19 protein-coding genes are annotated in these 20,547 nt (G+C 39.1%); all 19 read right to left on the reverse strand.

Annotated features, from left to right (window positions below):
- Positions 1 to 21 precede the first annotated feature (21 nt).
- The gene (gene murA, locus AC4HCY_RS14020; protein WP_323432056.1) at positions 22 to 1,281 is read right to left on the reverse strand and encodes a UDP-N-acetylglucosamine 1-carboxyvinyltransferase; all 1,260 of its coding nucleotides are present in this window, start codon (positions 1,279 to 1,281) and stop codon (positions 22 to 24) included.
- Between the two features lie 143 nt (positions 1,282 to 1,424).
- Complete coding sequence (gene murG / locus AC4HCY_RS14025; protein ID WP_323432055.1) at positions 1,425 to 2,531, reverse strand: undecaprenyldiphospho-muramoylpentapeptide beta-N-acetylglucosaminyltransferase; 1,107 nt, start codon at positions 2,529 to 2,531, stop codon at positions 1,425 to 1,427.
- A 5-nt stretch (positions 2,532 to 2,536) separates the two neighbouring features.
- Positions 2,537 to 3,649, reverse strand: coding sequence for a stage V sporulation protein E (spoVE, locus tag AC4HCY_RS14030; RefSeq protein WP_255225631.1), 1,113 nt, complete (start codon positions 3,647 to 3,649; stop codon positions 2,537 to 2,539).
- A 13-nt stretch (positions 3,650 to 3,662) separates the two neighbouring features.
- On the reverse strand, positions 3,663 to 5,009 hold the full coding sequence (murD, locus tag AC4HCY_RS14035) for a UDP-N-acetylmuramoyl-L-alanine--D-glutamate ligase (protein ID WP_491094437.1): 1,347 nt from the start codon (positions 5,007 to 5,009) through the stop codon (positions 3,663 to 3,665).
- 24 nt (positions 5,010 to 5,033) lie between these two features.
- Positions 5,034 to 6,008, reverse strand: a complete 975-nt coding sequence (mraY, locus tag AC4HCY_RS14040; protein WP_323433904.1) for a phospho-N-acetylmuramoyl-pentapeptide-transferase — start codon at positions 6,006 to 6,008, stop codon at positions 5,034 to 5,036.
- Positions 6,001 to 7,383 (reverse strand): UDP-N-acetylmuramoyl-tripeptide--D-alanyl-D-alanine ligase, encoded by a 1,383-nt coding sequence (locus AC4HCY_RS14045; RefSeq protein WP_491096126.1) that lies wholly within the window; start codon positions 7,381 to 7,383, stop codon positions 6,001 to 6,003. Before AC4HCY_RS14045 ends, mraY begins: the two co-directional genes overlap by 8 nt.
- Before the next feature lie 8 nt (positions 7,384 to 7,391).
- Positions 7,392 to 8,849, reverse strand: a complete 1,458-nt coding sequence (locus AC4HCY_RS14050; RefSeq protein ID WP_323433903.1) for a UDP-N-acetylmuramoyl-L-alanyl-D-glutamate--2,6-diaminopimelate ligase — start codon at positions 8,847 to 8,849, stop codon at positions 7,392 to 7,394.
- A 173-nt stretch (positions 8,850 to 9,022) separates the two neighbouring features.
- On the reverse strand, positions 9,023 to 10,996 hold the full coding sequence (locus AC4HCY_RS14055; RefSeq protein WP_323433907.1) for a stage V sporulation protein D: 1,974 nt from the start codon (positions 10,994 to 10,996) through the stop codon (positions 9,023 to 9,025).
- A gap of 31 nt (positions 10,997 to 11,027) precedes the next feature.
- Positions 11,028 to 11,522 carry a hypothetical protein gene (locus AC4HCY_RS14060; protein ID WP_491094438.1) on the reverse strand — a complete coding sequence of 165 codons (495 nt, stop codon included), beginning with the start codon at positions 11,520 to 11,522 and terminating at the stop codon, positions 11,028 to 11,030.
- Positions 11,523 to 11,540: 18 nt separating this feature from the next.
- On the reverse strand, positions 11,541 to 12,485 hold the full coding sequence (gene rsmH, locus AC4HCY_RS14065) for a 16S rRNA (cytosine(1402)-N(4))-methyltransferase RsmH (protein ID WP_491094439.1): 945 nt from the start codon (positions 12,483 to 12,485) through the stop codon (positions 11,541 to 11,543).
- A 222-nt stretch (positions 12,486 to 12,707) separates the two neighbouring features.
- Positions 12,708 to 13,139, reverse strand: a complete 432-nt coding sequence (mraZ, locus tag AC4HCY_RS14070) for a division/cell wall cluster transcriptional repressor MraZ (protein ID WP_491094440.1) — start codon at positions 13,137 to 13,139, stop codon at positions 12,708 to 12,710.
- Between the two features lie 229 nt (positions 13,140 to 13,368).
- Positions 13,369 to 14,091 carry a prolipoprotein diacylglyceryl transferase gene (gene lgt / locus AC4HCY_RS14075; protein ID WP_323433899.1) on the reverse strand — a complete coding sequence of 241 codons (723 nt, stop codon included), beginning with the start codon at positions 14,089 to 14,091 and terminating at the stop codon, positions 13,369 to 13,371.
- Positions 14,092 to 14,358: 267 nt separating this feature from the next.
- A complete protein-coding gene (locus tag AC4HCY_RS14080) occupies positions 14,359 to 15,000 on the reverse strand; it encodes a V-type ATP synthase subunit D (protein WP_323433898.1) in 642 nt (213 codons plus the stop codon).
- Positions 15,001 to 16,389: a V-type ATP synthase subunit B gene (locus AC4HCY_RS14085; protein WP_323433897.1), complete on the reverse strand. Its 1,389-nt coding sequence runs from the start codon at positions 16,387 to 16,389 to the stop codon at positions 15,001 to 15,003.
- Positions 16,382 to 18,091, reverse strand: a complete 1,710-nt coding sequence (locus AC4HCY_RS14090) for a V-type ATP synthase subunit A (protein ID WP_491096127.1) — start codon at positions 18,089 to 18,091, stop codon at positions 16,382 to 16,384. Before AC4HCY_RS14090 ends, AC4HCY_RS14085 begins: the two co-directional genes overlap by 8 nt.
- A gap of 72 nt (positions 18,092 to 18,163) precedes the next feature.
- On the reverse strand, positions 18,164 to 18,472 hold the full coding sequence (locus AC4HCY_RS14095) for a V-type ATP synthase subunit F (RefSeq protein ID WP_323433895.1): 309 nt from the start codon (positions 18,470 to 18,472) through the stop codon (positions 18,164 to 18,166).
- On the reverse strand, positions 18,465 to 19,466 hold the full coding sequence (locus AC4HCY_RS14100; RefSeq protein ID WP_323433894.1) for a V-type ATP synthase subunit C: 1,002 nt from the start codon (positions 19,464 to 19,466) through the stop codon (positions 18,465 to 18,467). Before AC4HCY_RS14100 ends, AC4HCY_RS14095 begins: the two co-directional genes overlap by 8 nt.
- A gap of 10 nt (positions 19,467 to 19,476) precedes the next feature.
- Positions 19,477 to 20,034: a V-type ATP synthase subunit E gene (locus AC4HCY_RS14105; protein ID WP_323433893.1), complete on the reverse strand. Its 558-nt coding sequence runs from the start codon at positions 20,032 to 20,034 to the stop codon at positions 19,477 to 19,479.
- 21 nt (positions 20,035 to 20,055) lie between these two features.
- Entirely contained in the window at positions 20,056 to 20,535 is a 480-nt protein-coding gene (locus AC4HCY_RS14110) for a V-type ATP synthase subunit K (protein WP_333783375.1), read from the reverse strand.
- Positions 20,536 to 20,547: the final 12 nt, after the last annotated feature.

Consider the following 20,547-nt stretch of genomic DNA (forward strand, 5'->3'; position numbering starts at 1 on the left):
TTTCTTGCAGCTAGGCTGCAATCAATTTTCATCCTTCGCAATATCTGCACCAAGACTTCTAAGCTTGGTATCCAAGCTGTCATATCCTCTATCTATATGGGTATCTACATTATCAACAACTGTAGTTCCTTCCGCCGCAAGTCCTGCCAAAACCAATGCAGCTCCGCCGCGCAAATCACGGGAGACTACATGGGCTCCCATGAGGTCATTAACTCCTTTGACTATGGCGGCCCTGCCTTCAATTTTTATATCAGCACCCATTTTTATAAGTTCCTCTGCATGCTTATATCTATTTTCAAATATTGTTTCGATAAAAATACTGGTGCCTTTTGCCGTACACATAAGTGCCATCATCTGTGCCTGCATATCTGTCGGAAATCCCGGATAAGGCATAGTTTTCACAAACTCCACCGCATTGGGTCTTTTGCTGCAGCTTATACCTATAGACTGATCATGCCGGTATATCTTGCAGCCGCTTTCTCCAAGCTTTGATATAATGGGCTTTATATGTTCAGGTATAACGTCTCTTATCACAACTTTACCGCCGGTAATAGCTGCTGCAACCATATAGGTTCCTGCTACTATTCTGTCGGGTATGACAGTATGCTCCACGTTTTGAAATTCTCTAATACCCTGTATTCTTATGGTGCTGCTTCCTCCTCCTGTAATTCTCGCACCCATTTTATTCAAAAATTCTTGCAGGTCAGCTATTTCAGGTTCACGTGCAGCATTTTGTATTATTGTTACCCCCTCTGCAGAAACGGCAGCCAGCATGATATTCTCCGTTGCGCCTACACTGGGATAATCAAGATGGATTTCATTTCCATGTAACTTATCACACTCACATAAAATATATCCATGGGATTCCACTATTTTTGCTCCTAGCAATTTCAATCCCGCAAGATGTAGATCGATAGGCCTCAACCCAATTTCACATCCGCCCGGGAAACTGATCTTTACCCTTTTAAATCTTCCCAGCATGGCACCCATAAGTATTATCGAGGAGCGCATCTCTCTTACAGGCTTTTCAGGAATATTAATATTCAATTCACCTGAAGAATTCACTATCATCGTGTTCCCCTCAAAAGAACAACTGCATCCAATTGTATTTAAAACATTAACCAAAGTATTAACATCCTTCAGATAAGGGACATTATGAATTATTGACTCTCCTCCATTTATTATAGATGCTGCTAAAATCGGCAGCACAGCATTCTTTGAGCCTTCAACCCTTACTTCTCCCTCCAGCCTATTGCCACCGTTTATGATATATTTGCCCACCGCTCCGACACCTCCAGGAAGTGCTTATAGTAATCACACTAACATATTATGCAATTCTTCCTAAGGTGTTACCAAGGCAGTTTAAACTCTTGCTAATACATTATATCATATTATCTTTCCGTTGTTTTAGCACTGAATGAAATCTAGTTCAACAAAGCTTCAATAACTTCAACAATATCAGAAGCCGCATTCGGCTTACCTAATCGCTTGCTATTTAACGCCATATCCTTCATTTTATCTGGATTTGAAAGAAGTTTTTTTACCTGTGAAAAAAGCATGCTTTCATTTAAGCCACCTTCAAGTATAACATTAGCCGCGCCATATTTCTCTAGGGCTCGGGCATTATATTCCTGATGGTTATCTGTTGCATAAGGGTACGGAATCAATATTGATGGCTTGCCAAGAGCCGTAATCTCTGATATAAGGCCTGCTCCGCACCTGCTTATTATCAAATCAGCTGCTGCTAATGCGTAAGGAGCATTATGAATATACGGCATAACCTTTAAGTATGATGTATTGTAAGGAATACCCTTTTTCTTATACAATGAAATAACACTCTCATATTGGCTTTCCCCGGTCATATGCAGCAGTTGAAACTCTCTATTCTTTTCACAATCTGCTGCAATAAGCGTGATGCTCTCATTTATCTTTTTAGCTCCTCTACTGCCTCCAATTATCAATAGGAGAGGCTTTTTTTCATCGAAACCGAAGGCCGCCATACCATCATTTTTTCCTATCTTAGTTATCTCAACTCTAAGCGGATTTCCTGTAACTGAAATTTTATCCTTGCTATGGAAATAATCAGATGCCTCCTGAAATGTTAATGCTATCTTGTCTACAAATCTTGATAAAATTCTATTTGTAATTCCTGGAAAGGCATTTTGTTCATGTATTAACGTCGGAATACCCGATAGCGCAGCAGTCATAAGCATGGTGCCGCATACATATCCTCCCGTGCCTATTACAATATCGGGTTTAAAGCTTTTAATTATCCTGCGGCATTCTATAAGACTCAATAGATTTTCTTTTACTGCAATGACATTTTCAAACGCCATCTTTCTCATAAATCCTCTCACTTTTATCTTTCTGAAAGAGAATCCTTCTCTTGGAATTATTGAGCTTTCCATCCCTCTCTCAGTTCCGATAAAAAGTATATCAGCTTTTTCATATCTTTCTAATATCTCTCTTGCGATAGCTACAGCAGGGTAGATATGTCCGCCTGTCCCTCCGCCTGCCAAAATCACCTTCATTTGATTCAACTCCCCTCAGTTTTGACGCTTCTCGATATGTTCAACAAAATTCCTATATTTGACATAACAAATAATAGTGAAGAGCCGCCAGAGCTTATTAAAGGGAGAGTTACTCCGGTTGTGGGCATAGATACCGTAACAACAGCAATATTTATAGCCACTTGAATGCCTATCATACATGTTATGCCTGTTGCCAATAAGCACCCAAACATATCAGGAGCGTGAAGAGCGATCCTTATTCCTCTCCAGATCAAAAACAAAAATAAGAACAAAACTGTAGCTGCTCCAATAAATCCTAATTCTTCACCTATAATAGAAAAAATAAAATCATTTTGTGCTTCAGGTATATAGAAGAACTTTTGTCTGCTATTGCCGAGCCCTAGTCCAAATAAACCTCCCGACCCAAGGGCTAAAAGGGATTGTATAGCCTGATAGCCTGTATTTAAAGGGTCAGCCCAAGGATCTCTAAAGGATAGCCATCTGTTTAACCTATAACTTTCCTTTGTTACCAGGTAGATGACTGCCGGAAGAATAGGAACAGCCCACACCAGCAGATGGCCAATCTTAGCTCCGGCGGCAAACAGCATAACAAAAGTGATGATCAATATGCTTCCGGCCATACTAAGATTGGGCTGAATTATGATCAAAGCAAAATATACTATCATTAAAAGTATGTAAGGAACTACGCCTTGAACAAATTGTCTCACCTTATCCTTTTTATTGCTCAAGCTTTTTGCCATAAAAATTATCAAGGCTGTTTTTGCAAATTCTGATGGTTGCATGGTCCATGGGCCTATTTTTATCCATCTGACAGCACCTTTAGCTCCATAGCCAAGTCCGGGAATGAATATGGCTATCAGTAAAACTAAGCTGACCAATACGAAAAGCAATGCATATCTTCCCAGTATTTTATAATCAAGCTTGCTCAATACAAGCATGGCTATTATGCTTATAATAGCATACAATCCCTGGCTTTTCAGATATAAATAGCTGTCATTGTATTTTAGATAAGAAGATGCAGCACTTGCACTAAATACCATAGTGATCCCAATGGCTAATAATACAAAAACCGTCACCATCAAAGTAAAATCAATATTACCTTTACTTTTTGCAGGCATTAATAAGCCCCCCTTATAATCCCCTTACTATACTCTTAAATAATCTCCCTCTTTGTTCATAGCTTTTAAACATATCCCAGCTTGCACATGCAGGAGACAATAATACACAATCACCCGACGATGCAAGCTCTTTGCTCTTCATCACCGCGTCTTCCAGATTAGACACATGATATATGTTGTGAAAGCCTGCTTGTCGTGCTGCAGTCTCAATTTTAGCGGAAGTCTCTCCAAATAACACCAGAGCTTTTACCTTTACATTAAAATAGGATGCAAATTCATCGAAATCTGTTCCTTTATCCATACCTCCTGCAATAAGCACCGTAGGTCTGGTCATCGTGATCAATGCTTGAATAGAAGAATCAGGATTAGTGCCTTTTGAATCATTATAGTATATTACTCCGTCAGTTTCACATACATACTCTATTCTATGCTCCACACCTCTAAAATCTTGCAATATCTTTTTGATTATATTTTCATCCACACCCATGCAATATGCCATCAATGCAGCCGCTAAGGCATTTTCCAGATTATGTTGTCCGGGTATAAATATATCCTTTATATCTATAACCCTCACCTTTTTGCTATTCAAGGATAAGGTCAAATATCCATCCTCTACATAAGCCCCCTCGGGAAGGATTTCTTTTCTGCTGAAGAATAATATTTTACTTTTTGCTAAGCCTGATAGCTTTTTGGTTTCAGGGTTATCCCAATTTAATATTGTATAGTCCTCTTCTTTTTGGTTTGCAAAAATTTTTGATTTTGCGCTTATATAGTTTTCAAGGGTTTTATGTCTGTTCAAATGGTCAGGTGTGATATTTAAAATGGCGCCCACTGCAGGCTTGAAATCAACTGTTGTTTCCAGCTGAAAGCTGCTGGCCTCCAAAACAAATACATCTTCCGGTGATGCATTTTTTACTTCTGCAATCATCGGGCTTCCTATATTGCCGGTAACAAAAGTTTTTCTTCCGCTGGCCTTCATTATCTCTCCCAATAAAGCAGTCGTAGTCGTTTTGCCATTGGTACCCGTTATGGCAATTATAGGGGTCCTCGTCATCCTATATCCAAGCTCTATTTCACTTACAACTTCTTTCCCCAGCTTTCTGGCCTCTTCCACAAGAGGTATATCTGTAGGAATTCCTGGGCTTATAACTATAAAATCACATGTATAAGCCAGATCTATAGGGTGATTTCCTGTAATTATTTCAATTGACAGCCCTTCAAGCTCATGTATAGATTCATCAAGCTCTGATAATGGCTTGTAATCATTTATAATAACATCATATCCCATATTATGAAGCTCGATTGCAGTAGGTATCCCGGTTATAGCAGCACCTAACACCAATACATTTTTGTTTTTCATTTCATAACTACCAACCTTTCCATATCAATTAAAAGCTAAAATTCCAATGAGGCATAGAATAATTGCAGTAATAATAAACACAGAAACAACTTTAGTTTCCGCCCAGCCCGATAATTCAAAATGATGATGCAAGGGCGCCATTTTAAAAACCCGTTTCCCTGTCCTCTTAAAATGCACGACCTGAATAATATCGGATAGGGCTTCTGCTACGTATATAGCTCCTACAATAGCCAGAAAAAGCGGCAGTTTCATAATAACAGCTAAGGAAGCAACAGCACCGCCCAAAGCCAAGGAGCCTGTATCCCCCATAAAAACTTGAGCCGGATGAGAATTGAATCTTAAGAATCCTAATATGGCTCCTATAAAAGAACCGCAAAAAACTAAAATTCCAAGATTTCTTATGGCCAGTGAAATTACTGCAAAAAATCCCAAAACCACTATTGTAATCCCGCCGGCAAGGCCATCAAGTCCGTCTGTCAAATTCACGCTATTTACTGTACCTAATATAATAAATACTATAAAAGGTATATAAAACATTCCCAAATCAAAGAATTTTCCGGTAAAAGGCACTAATATCTCTGTCCCTGTCTGATTAGTGCCCCCGGCTATATAGCCTAAGAACAGCGCAGCTGCAAGTTGTGCTAAAATCTTTTGCCAAGCTTTTAAGCCCAGGGACCGCTTTTTAGCAATCTTTATATAGTCATCGGCAAATCCTATTGCCCCGTAGAGCAAGGTTGTGACCAGAGCCAGGAGCATATCCTTATCCTTAGAAAAGGACATGGAAACAATCACTGCAGGAATAATAAAAATTAAACCGCCAATGGTTGGTATTCCTGCCTTTTTTAAGTGACTTTGAGGACCGTCATCCCTTATATTCTGACCAAACTTCATTTTCTTTAAGATTGGTATCAATATCGGCCCGGCGATCAATGCAAGAACAAAAGAAGATATTATACAAATAATAAACATTTTATATTCGCTGGCAAAAAAATTATTCATCCTTTGTGAAACCCCTCTCTCTAAGAGAATCCGCTATCTCTTCCAATTTCATTACTCTTGAACCTTTTATCAAAACAGTATCATAGGGCATAAGTATTTCTCCCAGATGGGAAATTGCATCACCGTTGCTGCTGAAGCAATAAATATTTTCTTCCTTCATGCCGTTATCCAGCGCCCCTTGCCGGATGTCCTCAGCCTTTTCACCTATGGTAATCAATATATCAGCCTTTGATTGGGCTGCTTTCTCCCCCACGCTGCGATGTCCAATTTCTGAGTATTCTCCCAACTCCATCATATCAGCCAATATCAAAACTCTTCTCCCTCTACAGGACATGTTCCTCAAGACCTCAATAGCCGCTGAAGCTGAATCGGGGTTTGCATTATAAGAATCATTTATTACTCTAATCCCGTTTTTTGATGAGAAAATCTCCATCCTCATCCTGCCCGGAACAAACTTCGCCAGCCCTTTTTTAATCTTTTCTATCTCCATTTTCATTGTTAAGCCTACGGCAATAGAGCATAAAGCATTATAAACATTATGAACTCCTATTAAAGGTACGAAAAACGGCTCAACATTGCCGTTTATATTTAGTGTGAACTCCATGCCTTCATCGCCTCGTTGTTTTACATCTTTTGCGGATAAGTCATTTTCTTTATAAATACCGTATCTAATAACTTTGCAAGGCAAATCATGAATTGATGCAAGCATATCATCATCACCGTTTATTATGGCCGTATTGTTTACAGTAAAGTATGTAAATATCTCTTTTTTAGCCTTTAATATATTTTCTCTGGAGCCCAAAAATTCAATATGTGCCGTACCCACATTTGTTATTATGCCAACGTCAGGCTTCACAATAGAAGCCAAGCTTTCTATTTCTCCGGCTTTATTCATTCCCATCTCAAAAACACACATAGTGTGATGCTTTTCCATGCGAAATACAGTCATTGGCAGCCCTATTGTATTATTTAGATTTCCTTCATTCTTTAATACTTCAAAGCTTTCTCCCAAAACAGATGCTATCATTTCTTTAGTTGTGGTTTTTCCCGAGCTCCCGGTAACCGCTACTGCCGGTATATTAAACTTTGATCTGTAATATGAAGCAAGCCTCATCAAAGAAGCCTGAGTATCTTCGACCAATATATAGGGAAAGCTTGCCGTATTTAAATGATTTTGAGATATTGCTGCACAGGCACCTGCATTTACAGCTTTATAAATAAAATCATGACCGTCGAAATTTGGCCCTTTGATAGGTATAAACAACTCACCGGATTTTACTTTCCTGCTATCGGTATTTATCCCATTCACCATAAAGCTTTCTTTACAGTTTACCAGCTTACCCTTCAAAGTCTCTGCAATCTCGGCAATGTTCATCGGTTCCACTATATACCCTCCTTGAGAAGTTCTTTTACAATCTCTCTTTCATCAAAGTCAATCACTTTATCCTTCAAAACCTGATAAGCTTCATGACCCTTGCCTGCCAATAATATAATATCTGAAGCTTCTGCCGTCATCATCGCATGCCTTATTGCATCTTTTCTGTTCTCTATACATATATAATCACAATTAGTAGCCTTCATGCCTTCTTCTATTTGATCGATGATCATATTAGGGTCTTCACTTCTTGGATTGTCTGAAGTAATTATAGCATAATCGGATAGTCTTCCGGCAATCTCACCCATTATTGGTCTCTTTGTCTTATCTCTATCTCCGCCGCAGCCGAATACAGTGATTATTCTGCCTTTCGCATAATGCCTTATGGATTTTAATATGTTTTCCAGTCCATCCGGTGCATGAGCATAGTCTATAATTATCTTATAAGGCTTATTTAAAGGAATCACCTCTGACCTTCCAGGCACAAAACCCGCCGCTTCAATCCCCTGACATATAAATTCTTTGTCGATTCCTTCAACATAAGCTACACTTGCCGCTGCCAGTGAGTTGTATACGCTGAATTTTCCCGGAATGCTGCTTCTGATAATTGTCTCATATTCGGGTGTTATCAAAGTGAATCTGATACCCTCATCATTTATCTCTATATTCTTGGCCATAATATCAGCTTTTCTATCTATGCCAAATGTTATCATAGGCGTGCGCAGTTCTTTAATTCTGCTGCAGATTATTCTTCCATGTTCGTCATCTATATTTATGATATTTGCCTTAGTGGTCTTATAAAACAGTTTTTCTTTTGCTTTCCTATAGTTTTCAAAATTCCCATGGAAGTCTAAGTGATCTTGAGTCAGATTTGTAAATACGCCTATTTGAAATCTGCATTGATCCACCCGTCCAAACTCAAGAGAATGAGAAGAAACCTCCATGATCCCATATTCTGCTCCGTTAGAAAGCATATCCCTAAAAATTCTTTGCAAATCTACGGACTCCGGTGTTGTTCTGGACGATTCCACCTTTTTGCTGCCTACATCAACAGAAATAGTTCCTATTAAGCCAGCTTCTCTTCCTGCATGCTGCATTATTGATCTTATAAAATACGTTGTAGTTGTTTTTCCGTTAGTTCCTGTTACCCCAATAAGCTTCAACTTATCGGTAGGATGTTCATAAAAATTTGCTCCTATTATAGGCATAGCCGTTCTTGAATCCTCTACTTGTATTACGGCAACATCAGCTCGTTCTACCGCTTTATCCGCTATGACGGCAACAGCTCCATTTTCTACCGCCTTATCAATGAAGTCATGACCATCTGAAAAACTGCCTCTTATGCATATGAAAAGATAGTTCTTTGATACTTTTCTTGAGTCATATGCAATGCCTCCTATCTCAGTATCTAAATTTCCGGAATATCTTATAATCTTCGTGTTTTCTAAAAGCTTCATCAGCCTCAATGCTCTCACCTCATAACTATTGTTTTCACATAATGGAATATATATGTAATTATTATATATTATTTCTGCTTTTACCTTTTTATTATGCTTTACCATCTGGAAAAAGGCAACTGGAATTAAAGAATCTCTTTAACTCCGTTGCCTTGTATCTAGTTATTATAATACTTATTCTTTTATTCTTTTGGCTTTGCATATATTATTACCACAGACCCTTCATCCACCTTTGCATTAGCCCTTGGGGTCTGATCCAATACCAGTGAATCTTCTGAGGGCTCTCCCTGCTCCTCTTCCAACCTATATTGCAGCTTATTTTCACTTAAGAGCTTTCTGGCATCTTTTAATTTCATATTTCTTATTTCCGGCACTATAACTTTCCCTTTCATCAGCTGTTTTGCCTCTTCCTCTGTATATTGAGGCTTTACATCCATATATCTCAAAGTGTCAGAAATAATGCTCTTTACCACCGGTGTGGCAATGACGCCGCCATAATAGCTTCCGCCACCAGGTTCATCGATTACCACCAGCACAGTAATTTGGGGATCATTGGCAGGTGCAAATCCTATAAAGGATGCAACATATTTTCCCGCTACATATCTGCCGTTCTCAGCTTTTTGTGCTGTACCCGTCTTACCCCCTACCTTGTATCCGGGAATATAAGCGCCTCTGCCCGAACCCTCCGAAACAACCGACTCAAGAATTTTCCTCATTGTCGCAGATGTTTCTTTAGAAATAACCTGGCGCACTTCACGGGGCTGAAAATCATGAATCGTATTGCCATCTTTATCTACAAGCTTTTTTGCAATCCTGGGTTCCATAAGATATCCATCATTTATCACTGCGGATACAGCGGTAATAAGCTGTATAGGCGTAACGGTAATACCCTGGCCAAAAGAGTTGTTAGCCAGCTCCACAGGTCCCACAGAATTTATATTTTTTACAATACCGGCAGCTTCGCCCAGCAGTTTTATGTTGGTAGGCGAACCAAATCCAAAACCCCGTATATATTTGTAGAACTTTTCTTTACCCAAGCGCTGGGCGACTTCAATGAAAACCGGGTTGCACGAATTTTGAACACCTTGTGTAAATGTCTCACTCCCGTGAGGATTATAACTCCTCCAGCACTTTAATCTTCTGCCTGCCACCAGCACGGAACCGGAACAATAGAATCTGTCATCAGGCCTTACCGCTCCTTCTTCTAATCCGGCAGCTGAGGTTATTGTTTTGAAGGTGGAACCAGGCTCATAAGTATCTGAAATTGCCGGATTCCTCCAGACTTTAAATAAGGCGTTGTACTGCTCTGTGGAACCCATGGAATCCCATTTATCCTTTAATTCATCAGGGATCTTCCTGGGATCATTATTATTGTAATCCGGCTTCACTGCCATAGCAAGGATATCTCCGGTTTTAGGCTCCATTGCTATTGCGGTTACCCTTTTTGCATTAGTCTCAATAAGGGCATTCTCAACCGCTTTTTCAGCAAAGTGTTGAATGACCTCATCTATGGTCAAAATAAGGTTTAAGCCATCCTCGGGTTCGTAATATTTTCTATCGCTTCCCGGAAGCTCCCTCCCTTGTGCATCAGTCATCTTAATATCCCTGCCGGGAAAGCCGTTGAGATATTTTTCAAAAGTTGCTTCTACACCATCTTGACCTTGATTGTCGTAATTTGTAAAGCCTAGTATAAAAGATGCAAAATTGCTTTGAGGATAGAACCGCTTGCTATCATCAACAAAACTCAGACCTTTGATATTTTTCTCTCTCAAAATCTTTACCGTATCAGGGTCTACCTTTTTCTTGATTATTTGTGTATCCTTCTTTGCAGAAAGCTTCTCCAACAGATCCTCTTTATTCATTTGAAGAACTTCAGAAAGAGTCTGGGCAACGCTTTCCTTGTCCTTTACCTCTACAGGCCTGACATAAATTTCATAAGCCGGTGCACTTGTTGCAAGCTCCTTACCATTCCTGTCATAAATAATTCCTCTCTTTGAAGGTACCGGCACATCCCTTGTCCACTGCTCCATAGCTTTCTGCTGATACTCTGCTCCGTCTACCACTTGGATTTGAAACAGCCTAGCAATAAGCAATAAAAATAATATAGTAAACCCGCCTAATAAAAACAGCACTCTTCCTTTAACCTTTTTTGCCACTCCTGCCAAGATAATACCCCCTTAGGGAAACTTAATCTAATAAACTGATAAAACTATTGATAAGAAGCTTTGCTTTTGTTATATATTTGTTTTCTTCTACATCTTCCTTTGAAAAATAGGATTTTTCATAGCTATTGTTTTTTATAACCGGCTTCGCTGCGGCAACATAAACTATTTGGTCAGGATCGGGGTATTGCATATTCAACTCTTCTACAGCCATCTTTTCCAACGTCTGCAGGTTAATGGTGTGCATCAAGCTTACCTTAAGAGTTTCATTTTGCTTCAATGTTTCCTTGTACTCCTTCTCAAGCTTGCTGTTATTAAAATTTATTTCGGCTATATAAGCATAACGAGATATCATCAAAATACTCATGGAAAACACCATGATAATGGGAAGAATGCGTGCTCTTGGCTTTGCCTTCTTTACCTTTTTAGCCATCGGTTTCTTCGCTTCATCAAAAAGGGGTGCATCATTTATATAATTTTCTCTGCTGTAATCATATGCTCTATTATCTGCTACTAACAATTTTATTCCCCCTTACTTTTATTTAGAACCCAGCCTTTCAGCCACTCTCAATTTAGCACTTCTAGACCTGGGGTTTTGATCCAATTCTTTAACGCCGGCAACTATGGGCTTTCTTGTTATAATCTTTATTAAGGGAACCTGTCCACAAATACATTGCGGAATTCTAGGCGGACAGGTGCACGGTTTCTCTAGTTTATTGAACATGGTTTTAACTATTCTGTCCTCCAGAGAATGGAAGGTAATAATGCACAGCCTTCCATCAGGCTTAAGCAAATCTACCCCATCATTTATTGTTTTTTCGAGTATTCCAAGCTCATCATTCACTGCTATTCTTAGAGCTTGAAAAGTCCGCTTAGCAGGATGGGGACCTTCCCTCCTGGCGGAAGCCGGTATAGCCTTCTTAATTATTTCTACAAGCTTAAGGGTACTCGTAATCCTCGCCTTTACCCTTTCATTACCGATAAATTCGGCTATCCTTTTAGCCCATCTTTCCTCTCCATAATCTTTTATTATATTGAAAATATCTTGCTCAGACCACTCGTTGACAATTATTTCTGCAGTTAAAGGATTTCTTCTGTCCATCCTCATATCCAATTCTGCATCTTTCATGTAACTAAAGCCTCTTTCTTCTTCATCCAATTGATGCGAAGAAACTCCAAGATCCAGAAGTATTCCATCCAATCCATTTATCCCTAACCCGTTTACGATATCCTTCATATTCTTAAAGTTATCATTTATAAGCTTTATGCTCTCCCCATATTCCTTAAGATTCTCTCTCGCAGCATTTATTGCATTTATATCCTGATCTATTCCTATCAATAAGCCTTCTGAAGCTATCAGTTTTGCAATTTTCTTTGAATGGCCCGCACCACCTATGGTGCCATCTATGTATATGCCTGATTTTTTTATGTTCAAGCCATTAAGACACTCATCTAACAATACCGGAATATGTACAAAATCCAAAATATCACCTTCTTCTATTTTAAAATGGTGAACGGGAAACACAAAAAATCACTAAGTTTTATAATATTAAAGTTGCATGAAATTATTAATTTTGATCCTAGTAAAATACCCAAATGATAGCAATCAATAGTTAAAAGCTGCTAATTAACAATCAATAAATAAAAAACCCTTTGTGTTTTTTCGTGAAAAATTCCGTGTCTTTCAGTGGTTTCCGTCTCTTAACTAAATCCCCAGCTGAGACATTTTTTCAGCCACATCTTCATAGCTAATATTTGCATCACTGTTAAATTTATTCCATTCTTCAAGGCTCCACAATTCCAATCTTGTAGATACGCCGATGATTACTGCATCCTTATCAATTTTTGCAAACTCTTTTAAGTTTGATGGTATCAATACCCTGCCTTGCTTATCTATTTCGCATTCTGTGGCGCCTGCAAAGAAAAATCTTACAAAAGCCCTGGCATCTTTATTTGTCATAGGCAATGCCTTCAGTTTATTCTCGATATTCTTCCATTCATCTCCGGAATAAATGAATAAACAGTTGTCCAGGCCTTTAGTAATAACAAAGGTTGAACCTAGCTCATCCCTGAATTTTGCAGGCATGATAAGTCTGTTTTTATTATCAAGAGTATGTCTGTATTCACCAATAAACATCCTCGCCACCACTTTGCTAAATTACTTCACTTTTCTCCACTTCGACCCACTTCATCCCACTATGAGTATAATTCTCTATATTATTTAAAAATCCTTCCAAAAAATTTCAAAAAGCTATAAAAAATCAAAATGGTACGTTAGAACTATATTCCAACGTACCATTTTATTTTTTGCTTCTGGCTTCTAGCTACTAGCCTCTGGTATCAGGATATTCCGTGTCTTTCAGTGGTTACCGTCTCCTCATAATAAAATATAATACTAACCCGAAAGCGATTATAGCAATGCTTATGAGCTGGGCAGTCCTCAGGCCCATAAACATCAGGCTGTCAGTCCTCAAGCCTTCAATCCAAAATCTTCCCACAGAATATATTATGGCGTATAATAAGAAAATCTCTCCATTAAACTTCTTGTTTCTTCTATATATGATCAAGAATATAAACAAACCCAAATCCCATATGGATTCATATAAAAAAGCAGGATGCACCTTTACACCATCTACCATAATGCCCCAGGGGAGATCTGTGGGGCCTCCGTATGCTTCTCCATTTATAAAGTTCCCCCATCTGCCTATCGCTTGACCAAGTGCTATAGACGGTGCCACAATGTCAGCGGTTTTCCAGAAAGGTATATTCTTTGCCCTGGTAAAAAAGTAACCTGCCAAAACTGCTGCGATAAGGCCGCCGTGCACAGCAAGTCCGCCTTCTCTTGTATTGAGTATTTTAAGGATATCACCTTTGTAATACTCCCATTGAAAGGCCACGTAATATAGCCTTGCACCTATTAAAGCAGCAGGTATGACCCACAAGGACAGATCAATAATATCATCAGGATTATACCCTTGCTTTTTTGCCTCGTAATAAGCAAGAAAAATCCCCAGCAGCATGCCCATGGAAATCAAAATGCCATACCACCTAATGGATATTCCAAAAATATCAAATGCAACAGGATTCATTAGAACTCCTCCAATACTCATATAGATATATCTTCTTAGTATTATAAAATAAATCTCCAGCCTCTTTTAGCTCATTTCAGCAGCTCGAGGTAGGCTTGCATCAAGAAAAAGCTAATGATTATACAATATAGCTTATGCAAGGGAAATCATCCAGCATAGCACAAACCAATGCTGATGCTTTCCATCTATAAATTATAATTACAAATCTGCAAAAATGTCAAGCTCCAGTGAAAACAGTACAAAAACCGCAGCTTTCGCTGCGGTTTCTTAAGCTTCTTTGCTGATGATATCTTTTACCTTCATCAAGCGAGTGATTGTACTTCTTTCACTCTCATCCAATTTCATTCTAATAAACCTTATAGTCTCTTCCAGGTCAGGTATAGTCCTATATTCCAGGGCGTTCACTCTTCTTCTGGTCTTTTCAATCTCATCGGCCATCAATTGGCAAGCTTTTTCTACCTCGGCCAATTCCAATAGCTTAGACATTATCCCATAAAGTTTGGATATGGCATCGTCCAGTTCTGATGAAGTTTGAGCGAAACCATAAGGATAAATACTCCCCTCATCGCCTTCAAGCTTCCTGATAAAATTCATAACAGGCACATTTACACTCATTACATTTTTTTTCTTTATATCCACCGTAATATTTTCCTTGGGAAAGGCTACGGCCTCCTCCAACATCTCAGGAGACATGACTGCACTGGCGAGCAAAAAGTCCTTAAAGGAATCTTGCAATTCTTCTTCGACCTTCATCCTAAGAGACTTATTCCTTTTAATCAACTCGATAAATCTTCTCATGAGCTCATCTTGTTTGTCCTTAAGGAGCTTATGACCTCTCTTGGCAGTGGATAGCCTCTTCTTAAGGCCGGTCAGCTCCATTCGAGTAGGATTCACATTCAGCTTAGCCATCTACTCAGCCCCTTTGTCTTCTTGTGGCAGATACTTGTCAAGGAACTCATCTCTGATTCTCTTGAGCTCACTTCTTGGGATGATCTTCAATAACTCCCACCCAAGATCCAAGGTGTCGATAATGCTTCTATTATTTTGATATCCTTGGTTTACATATTCTTTATCAAATTCTTCAGCAAATTTAGCAAATGCTTTATCAGCATCCGAAAGCGCAGATTCTCCCAGTATGGTAGCCAGTTCTCTTGCTTCTCTGCCTGAAGTATAAGCAGCATATAATTGATTCATTGTGTCAGCATGGTCTTCCCTTGTTTTTTTCTTGCCGATTCCTTTATCCTTAAGTCTCGAAAGAGAAGGAACAACGTTTATGGGAGGCTGCAAGCCCCTCTTATATAATTCTCTTGATAGTATGATCTGTCCTTCGGTTATATATCCTGTTAAGTCAGGAATCGGATGGGTGATATCATCCTCTGGCATTGTCAGTATCGGTATCTGCGTTATAGAGCCTTTCCTTCCTCTGATTTTTCCTGCTCTCTCATATATGGTTGAAAGGTCGGTATATAAGTATCCCGGATATCCGCGTCTGCCGGGAACTTCTTTTCTGGCTGCTGATGTTTCTCTCAATGCTTCAGCATAGTTAGTCATGTCTGTCAGTATTACGAGTACATGCATATCCTTCTCAAAAGCTAGATATTCAGCACATGTAAGGGCCATACGCGGTGTTGCAATCCTTTCTATAGCAGGGTCATTGGCCAAGTTTATAAATAATACGGCTCTATCTATAGCACCGGTTTTTGTAAAGTCATCAATAAAAAATTCAGCTTCTTCAAAGGTTATTCCCATAGCGGCAAACACCACAGCGAACTTCTCACCAGAACCCAAAACGTTTGCTTGTCTTGCAATCTGAGCTGCAACTTCATTATGGGGCAAACCTGAACCGGAGAAAATCGGAAGCTTTTGTCCTCTGACCAATGTATTCAATCCGTCTATACAAGAAATACCTGTTTGAATAAATTCATCCGGATAATCCCTTGCTACCGGATTCATGGGCACGCCGTTTATATCAATCTTCTTTTCCGGAATTATCTTAGGTCCATTATCCTTTGGGCGGCCTAGTCCGTCAAACACTCTGCCTATCATATCAGGAGAAACTCCTAATTCAAGGGGCTTTCCTAAGAATCTTACGCTGGTGCTCTTTAGATTTATTCCCGAAGAACCCTCAAAAAGCTGGATCATAGCTCTGTCTTCGTTGACCTCAAGAACCCTTCCGCGTCTCTTCTCACCGGTTTGCAATTCTATTTCAACCAGTTCTTCATATTTAACCCCTTCTACCCCTTCAACTATCATCAGCGGTCCTACTACTTCTCTAACTGTTTTATATTCTTTAAGCATTGAGGATACCTCCCTTGCTTATGAGATTATCTACGCTGGCAGTCAATTCTGCATTAATATCATCGATTTTCTCTAAGTCTTCCTCGGCTATATACTTAGCACGGGCTATTTTATTTCTTACTTCCATTTTTTCTATATCCTTCAGATAAACACCTTGCTCCAGCGCTCTCTTCCCTTGATCAAAAAAGTTTAATATAAGTTTAAGCATTTTATTTTGCTTTGCTAATGAGCAGAAGGTGTCAACTTCATGGAACGCATTCTGCTGCAGGAAGTCTTCTCTTATGGACTTTGTTGCTTCAAGCTTTAGCTGGTCCTCCTCAGATAATGAATCTCTTCCTACCAGCCTTACTATCTCTAAGAGACCTGTTTCATCCTGGAGCAGATTCATTGCCTTTGCTCTGTTAGCCGCGAATTCAGGATCTATATTTTCATTCATCCATTCATCTATTTTTGTTTGATATAATGAATATGAATTTAACCAGTTTATAGCCGGGAAATGTCTCTTGTAAGAAAGAGCATAATCCAAGCTCCAGAATACCTTAACAATTCTTAAGGTAGCCTGGGAAACCGGCTCGGAAATATCTCCTCCCGGAGGTGATACGGCACCTATGACCGTTACGGCACCTTCCCTATTATCGTTGCCATAACATACTACTTTCCCTGCTCTCTCATAGAATTCTGCAGCACGCGATGCAAGGTAAGCAGGATAGCCTTCATCTCCAGGCATTTCCTCAAGCCTTCCTGACATTTCTCTCAGCGCTTCTGCCCATCGGGAAGTGGAGTCGGCCATTATAGCTACAGAATAGCCCATATCTCTGAAATATTCGGCTATGGTTATTCCCGTATATATGGATGCTTCTCTGGCAGCCACAGGCATATTGGAAGTGTTTGCAATAAGAACTGTCCTCTTCATAAGTGATTCCCCGGTAGTCGGGTCGATAATCTCAGGGAACTCCATAAGAACGTCTGTCATCTCATTGCCGCGCTCACCGCAGCCTACGTATACAACTATTTCAGAATCTGCCCATTTTGCAAGCTGATGCTGTACAACGGTTTTACCGGAACCAAAGGGGCCCGGAATTGCAGCTGTTCCGCCTTTTGACACAGGAAAAAATGTATCTATCACCCTTTGCCCCGTTAGCAGCGGTACTGTAGGGTTTAGCTTCTTCTGATATCCTCTGCCCTTTCTTACAGGCCATTTTTGCATCATTTGGAGTTTAATTTCTCCATTCAAAATACATACATCATCTACTACCGTAAAATCTCCTTCTTTAATATCCGTTACTTCACCGGATATCCCATAGGGCACCATTATTTTATGAAGAACTATGGGAGTTTCTTGCACAGTTCCTATTACATCTCCCTGAACAACCTTATCTCCGACCTTAACAGCGGGTACAAAATGCCACTTTTTTTCTCTGTCAAGACTTTTTACCTCAGTGCCCTTTGAAAGAAAATCTCCGGCAATTGCTCTTAATGGCTCAAGTGGTCTTTGTATGCCGTCAAACATTGCTTCCAGCAAGCCAGGTCCTAATTCTACCGATAGAGGCTCTCCTGTTGTATATACAGGGTCTCCAGGGCCTATTCCGGTTGTTTCTTCATATACCTGGATAGAGGCTCTGTCACCTCTCATTTCTATTATTTCACCAATAAGCTTATTATTTGAAACATGGACTACATCATATACATTGGCTTCGTCCATCCCCTCAGCAATGACCAAGGGGCCAGATACCTTTATTATCTTTCCAACTTTCAAGATAAGCCCTCTCTTTCTCTATAAAATATTTGATCCTACGGCTTTTTCCACATTATTATTTATTCGGCTCATACCTATGTTTAATGTCCCTTGATTGCTTGGTATGAGTATTACCGCAGGGATTATCTCTTTATTATATCGTTCTATGGTATCTGGAATTAAACTAGCTATCTGCTCAGTGATAAATATAATACCATAGTTATTCCGGGCAATGGTGTCGACAGTTCTCCTGGCTTCTTCATGGTCGTAAACAGGGAAAACATCCACCCCTAATGCTTTGAAGGCAAGAATTGAATCTTTGTCTCCAACAACAGCGACTTTAAACATATAAATCACGCACCCTTTCCCTCGTGGCATCCGGTGAAAGCTTGTTCAGCTTTGAAACCATAATAATTCTCAAAGTTTTTACCTCTGTTTCCTTTGCCACTATATAAGAAAAAATGGGTTCAGGTCCAAAACTCACATATTTTGAAGGCTGATTGATCTCCACGAGATAATTATCCATATACTTTTCAAGGTCTGATAAACGGCCGGTTGTCTTATAAGCTTCCAACCCCTTTATCAGCTTAGAACTGATCCTGGAGTTTTTAAATCTGTTGATCATATTTTCTATAGAATCATTTAAGGTAAAAAGTATAGCATCCTTATCAATATTTCCGTTGGGAAGAAGCACATCTTCAAAAAATCCCATATCTTTTCCTTGCTTCTTAAGCCGAATAGAAGACTTAATATTTATAAAGTCAATCATGTCCCGGACATAGTTTATGAATAATTCAATCCCTGTATTTACAGCCATCTTATACAAATGCTCGAAATAGAATTTGTCGAAAATCAAATCTATCCTCTGCGGGTCCTTAGTAAGTTCAAAATCCTTTATAACAGCTTCTATGGCATCTTTGAACTCCGGCTGCATATCTCTCAGGTTTCCTTCTAAAAATCCATCTTTTATCTTATGGAAGTCTGTAGTTCCAATGGGTATATAAAGATCAGCCAGATCTTTATTTAATTTTCTCTCCTTGACCAATACCTTCAAATTATGATAATCATATTTTAATGCCATTAAATCCACTACGATTTGATTTTTAGAAATCTCCCTCATCAACTTATATACTCTTTTCAGTTCATGAGATAGAATATTTTCATAATCCTCACTTCTGCTTATTCCTGCAACTGCGTTCGAGTATTCAGTTTCATTAAGAATTTTGAAAACTTCTTCAATATCCTTAGCTTCTATCATCCTATCTATTCTTGCCTTTGATAGGAGCCTGGTTTCAAGGACTCTGGTTCTGGTCACGCCTTGGATAAAATCCATTCTATCCATGAAATCACTCCTATTCTTTAAAAAGATCTTGTGCTATCTCAGATTCAAGTTCTTCTCTTAAATAATCTACCAGGGAATCAAAGGAAAAATTCATTGTGACATCCCTATTCTTCAACATAAACCCTGATTCTACAGTTTCATCATCAGATATCATCGGAACTAATCCCATGGATTTTACTTTTGACTTCATATTTTCAGGTACTATCAATAGCTCTTGGCCTTTTAAATCCAATGTTTTTATATTATTTCTTAAAAATTTCATATACTCATCTTCATTTAAATTTTTAAGTCTTTCTTTAGATAGTTTAAAAACTCTATCCATAACTTCTTGTTTTGCCTTTAATTTCTCATCTCTAACTTTTAACTCCGCATTGGAAATTATTCTATCCTTCATCATGGCAGCTTCGGCTGCAGCTTTTTCTATCAATCTCTTCTTTTTTTCATTTGCTTCGTTAACCTTTGAGCTAACTATTTCCTCATTAATCTTAGCTGATTCTTCCATAATCCTGTCAGCTTCTTTTTTAGCATCATCAAGAATTTTATTAATAAGGTTATCTAAATTCGACATATCTTCACATCCTTAGCTTTTCTAAAAACCAACTGCATTAACAAGGATTAGCGATGTAACAAAGGACAGCAAAGCATAGGTCTCAACCATTACAGCATATATTATACCCTTTGTGGATTGTTCTTCATTCTTTGCAAGTATTGCAATACCTGCAGCTGCAGTTTTGCCCTGAGCTATAGCCGACAGCCAGCCTACGAAACCTACCGGAAGACATGCAGCAAGTATATACAAGCCTTCATTCAAGGGCATTCCAGCACTCAGCTTTCCTAATACCAAAAGACCGATAACAAATCCATAAAGGCCCTGTGTACCTGGCAATAATTGAAGAACCAGGGATTTACCAAACTTTTCAGGCTCTTCGATCATAAGCCCTGATGCTGCTTCACCAACTATGCCAACGCCCATGGCAGATCCAATTCCGGAAAGAAATACAGCTACTGCGGCACCAAGGCCTGCAAAAAATACTCCACCGTTTTGAACTATAAATTCTGAAAAATTCATTAACATTTCCTC

The sequence above is a fragment of the Lutispora sp. QWL-02 genome, assembly GCF_058315355.1.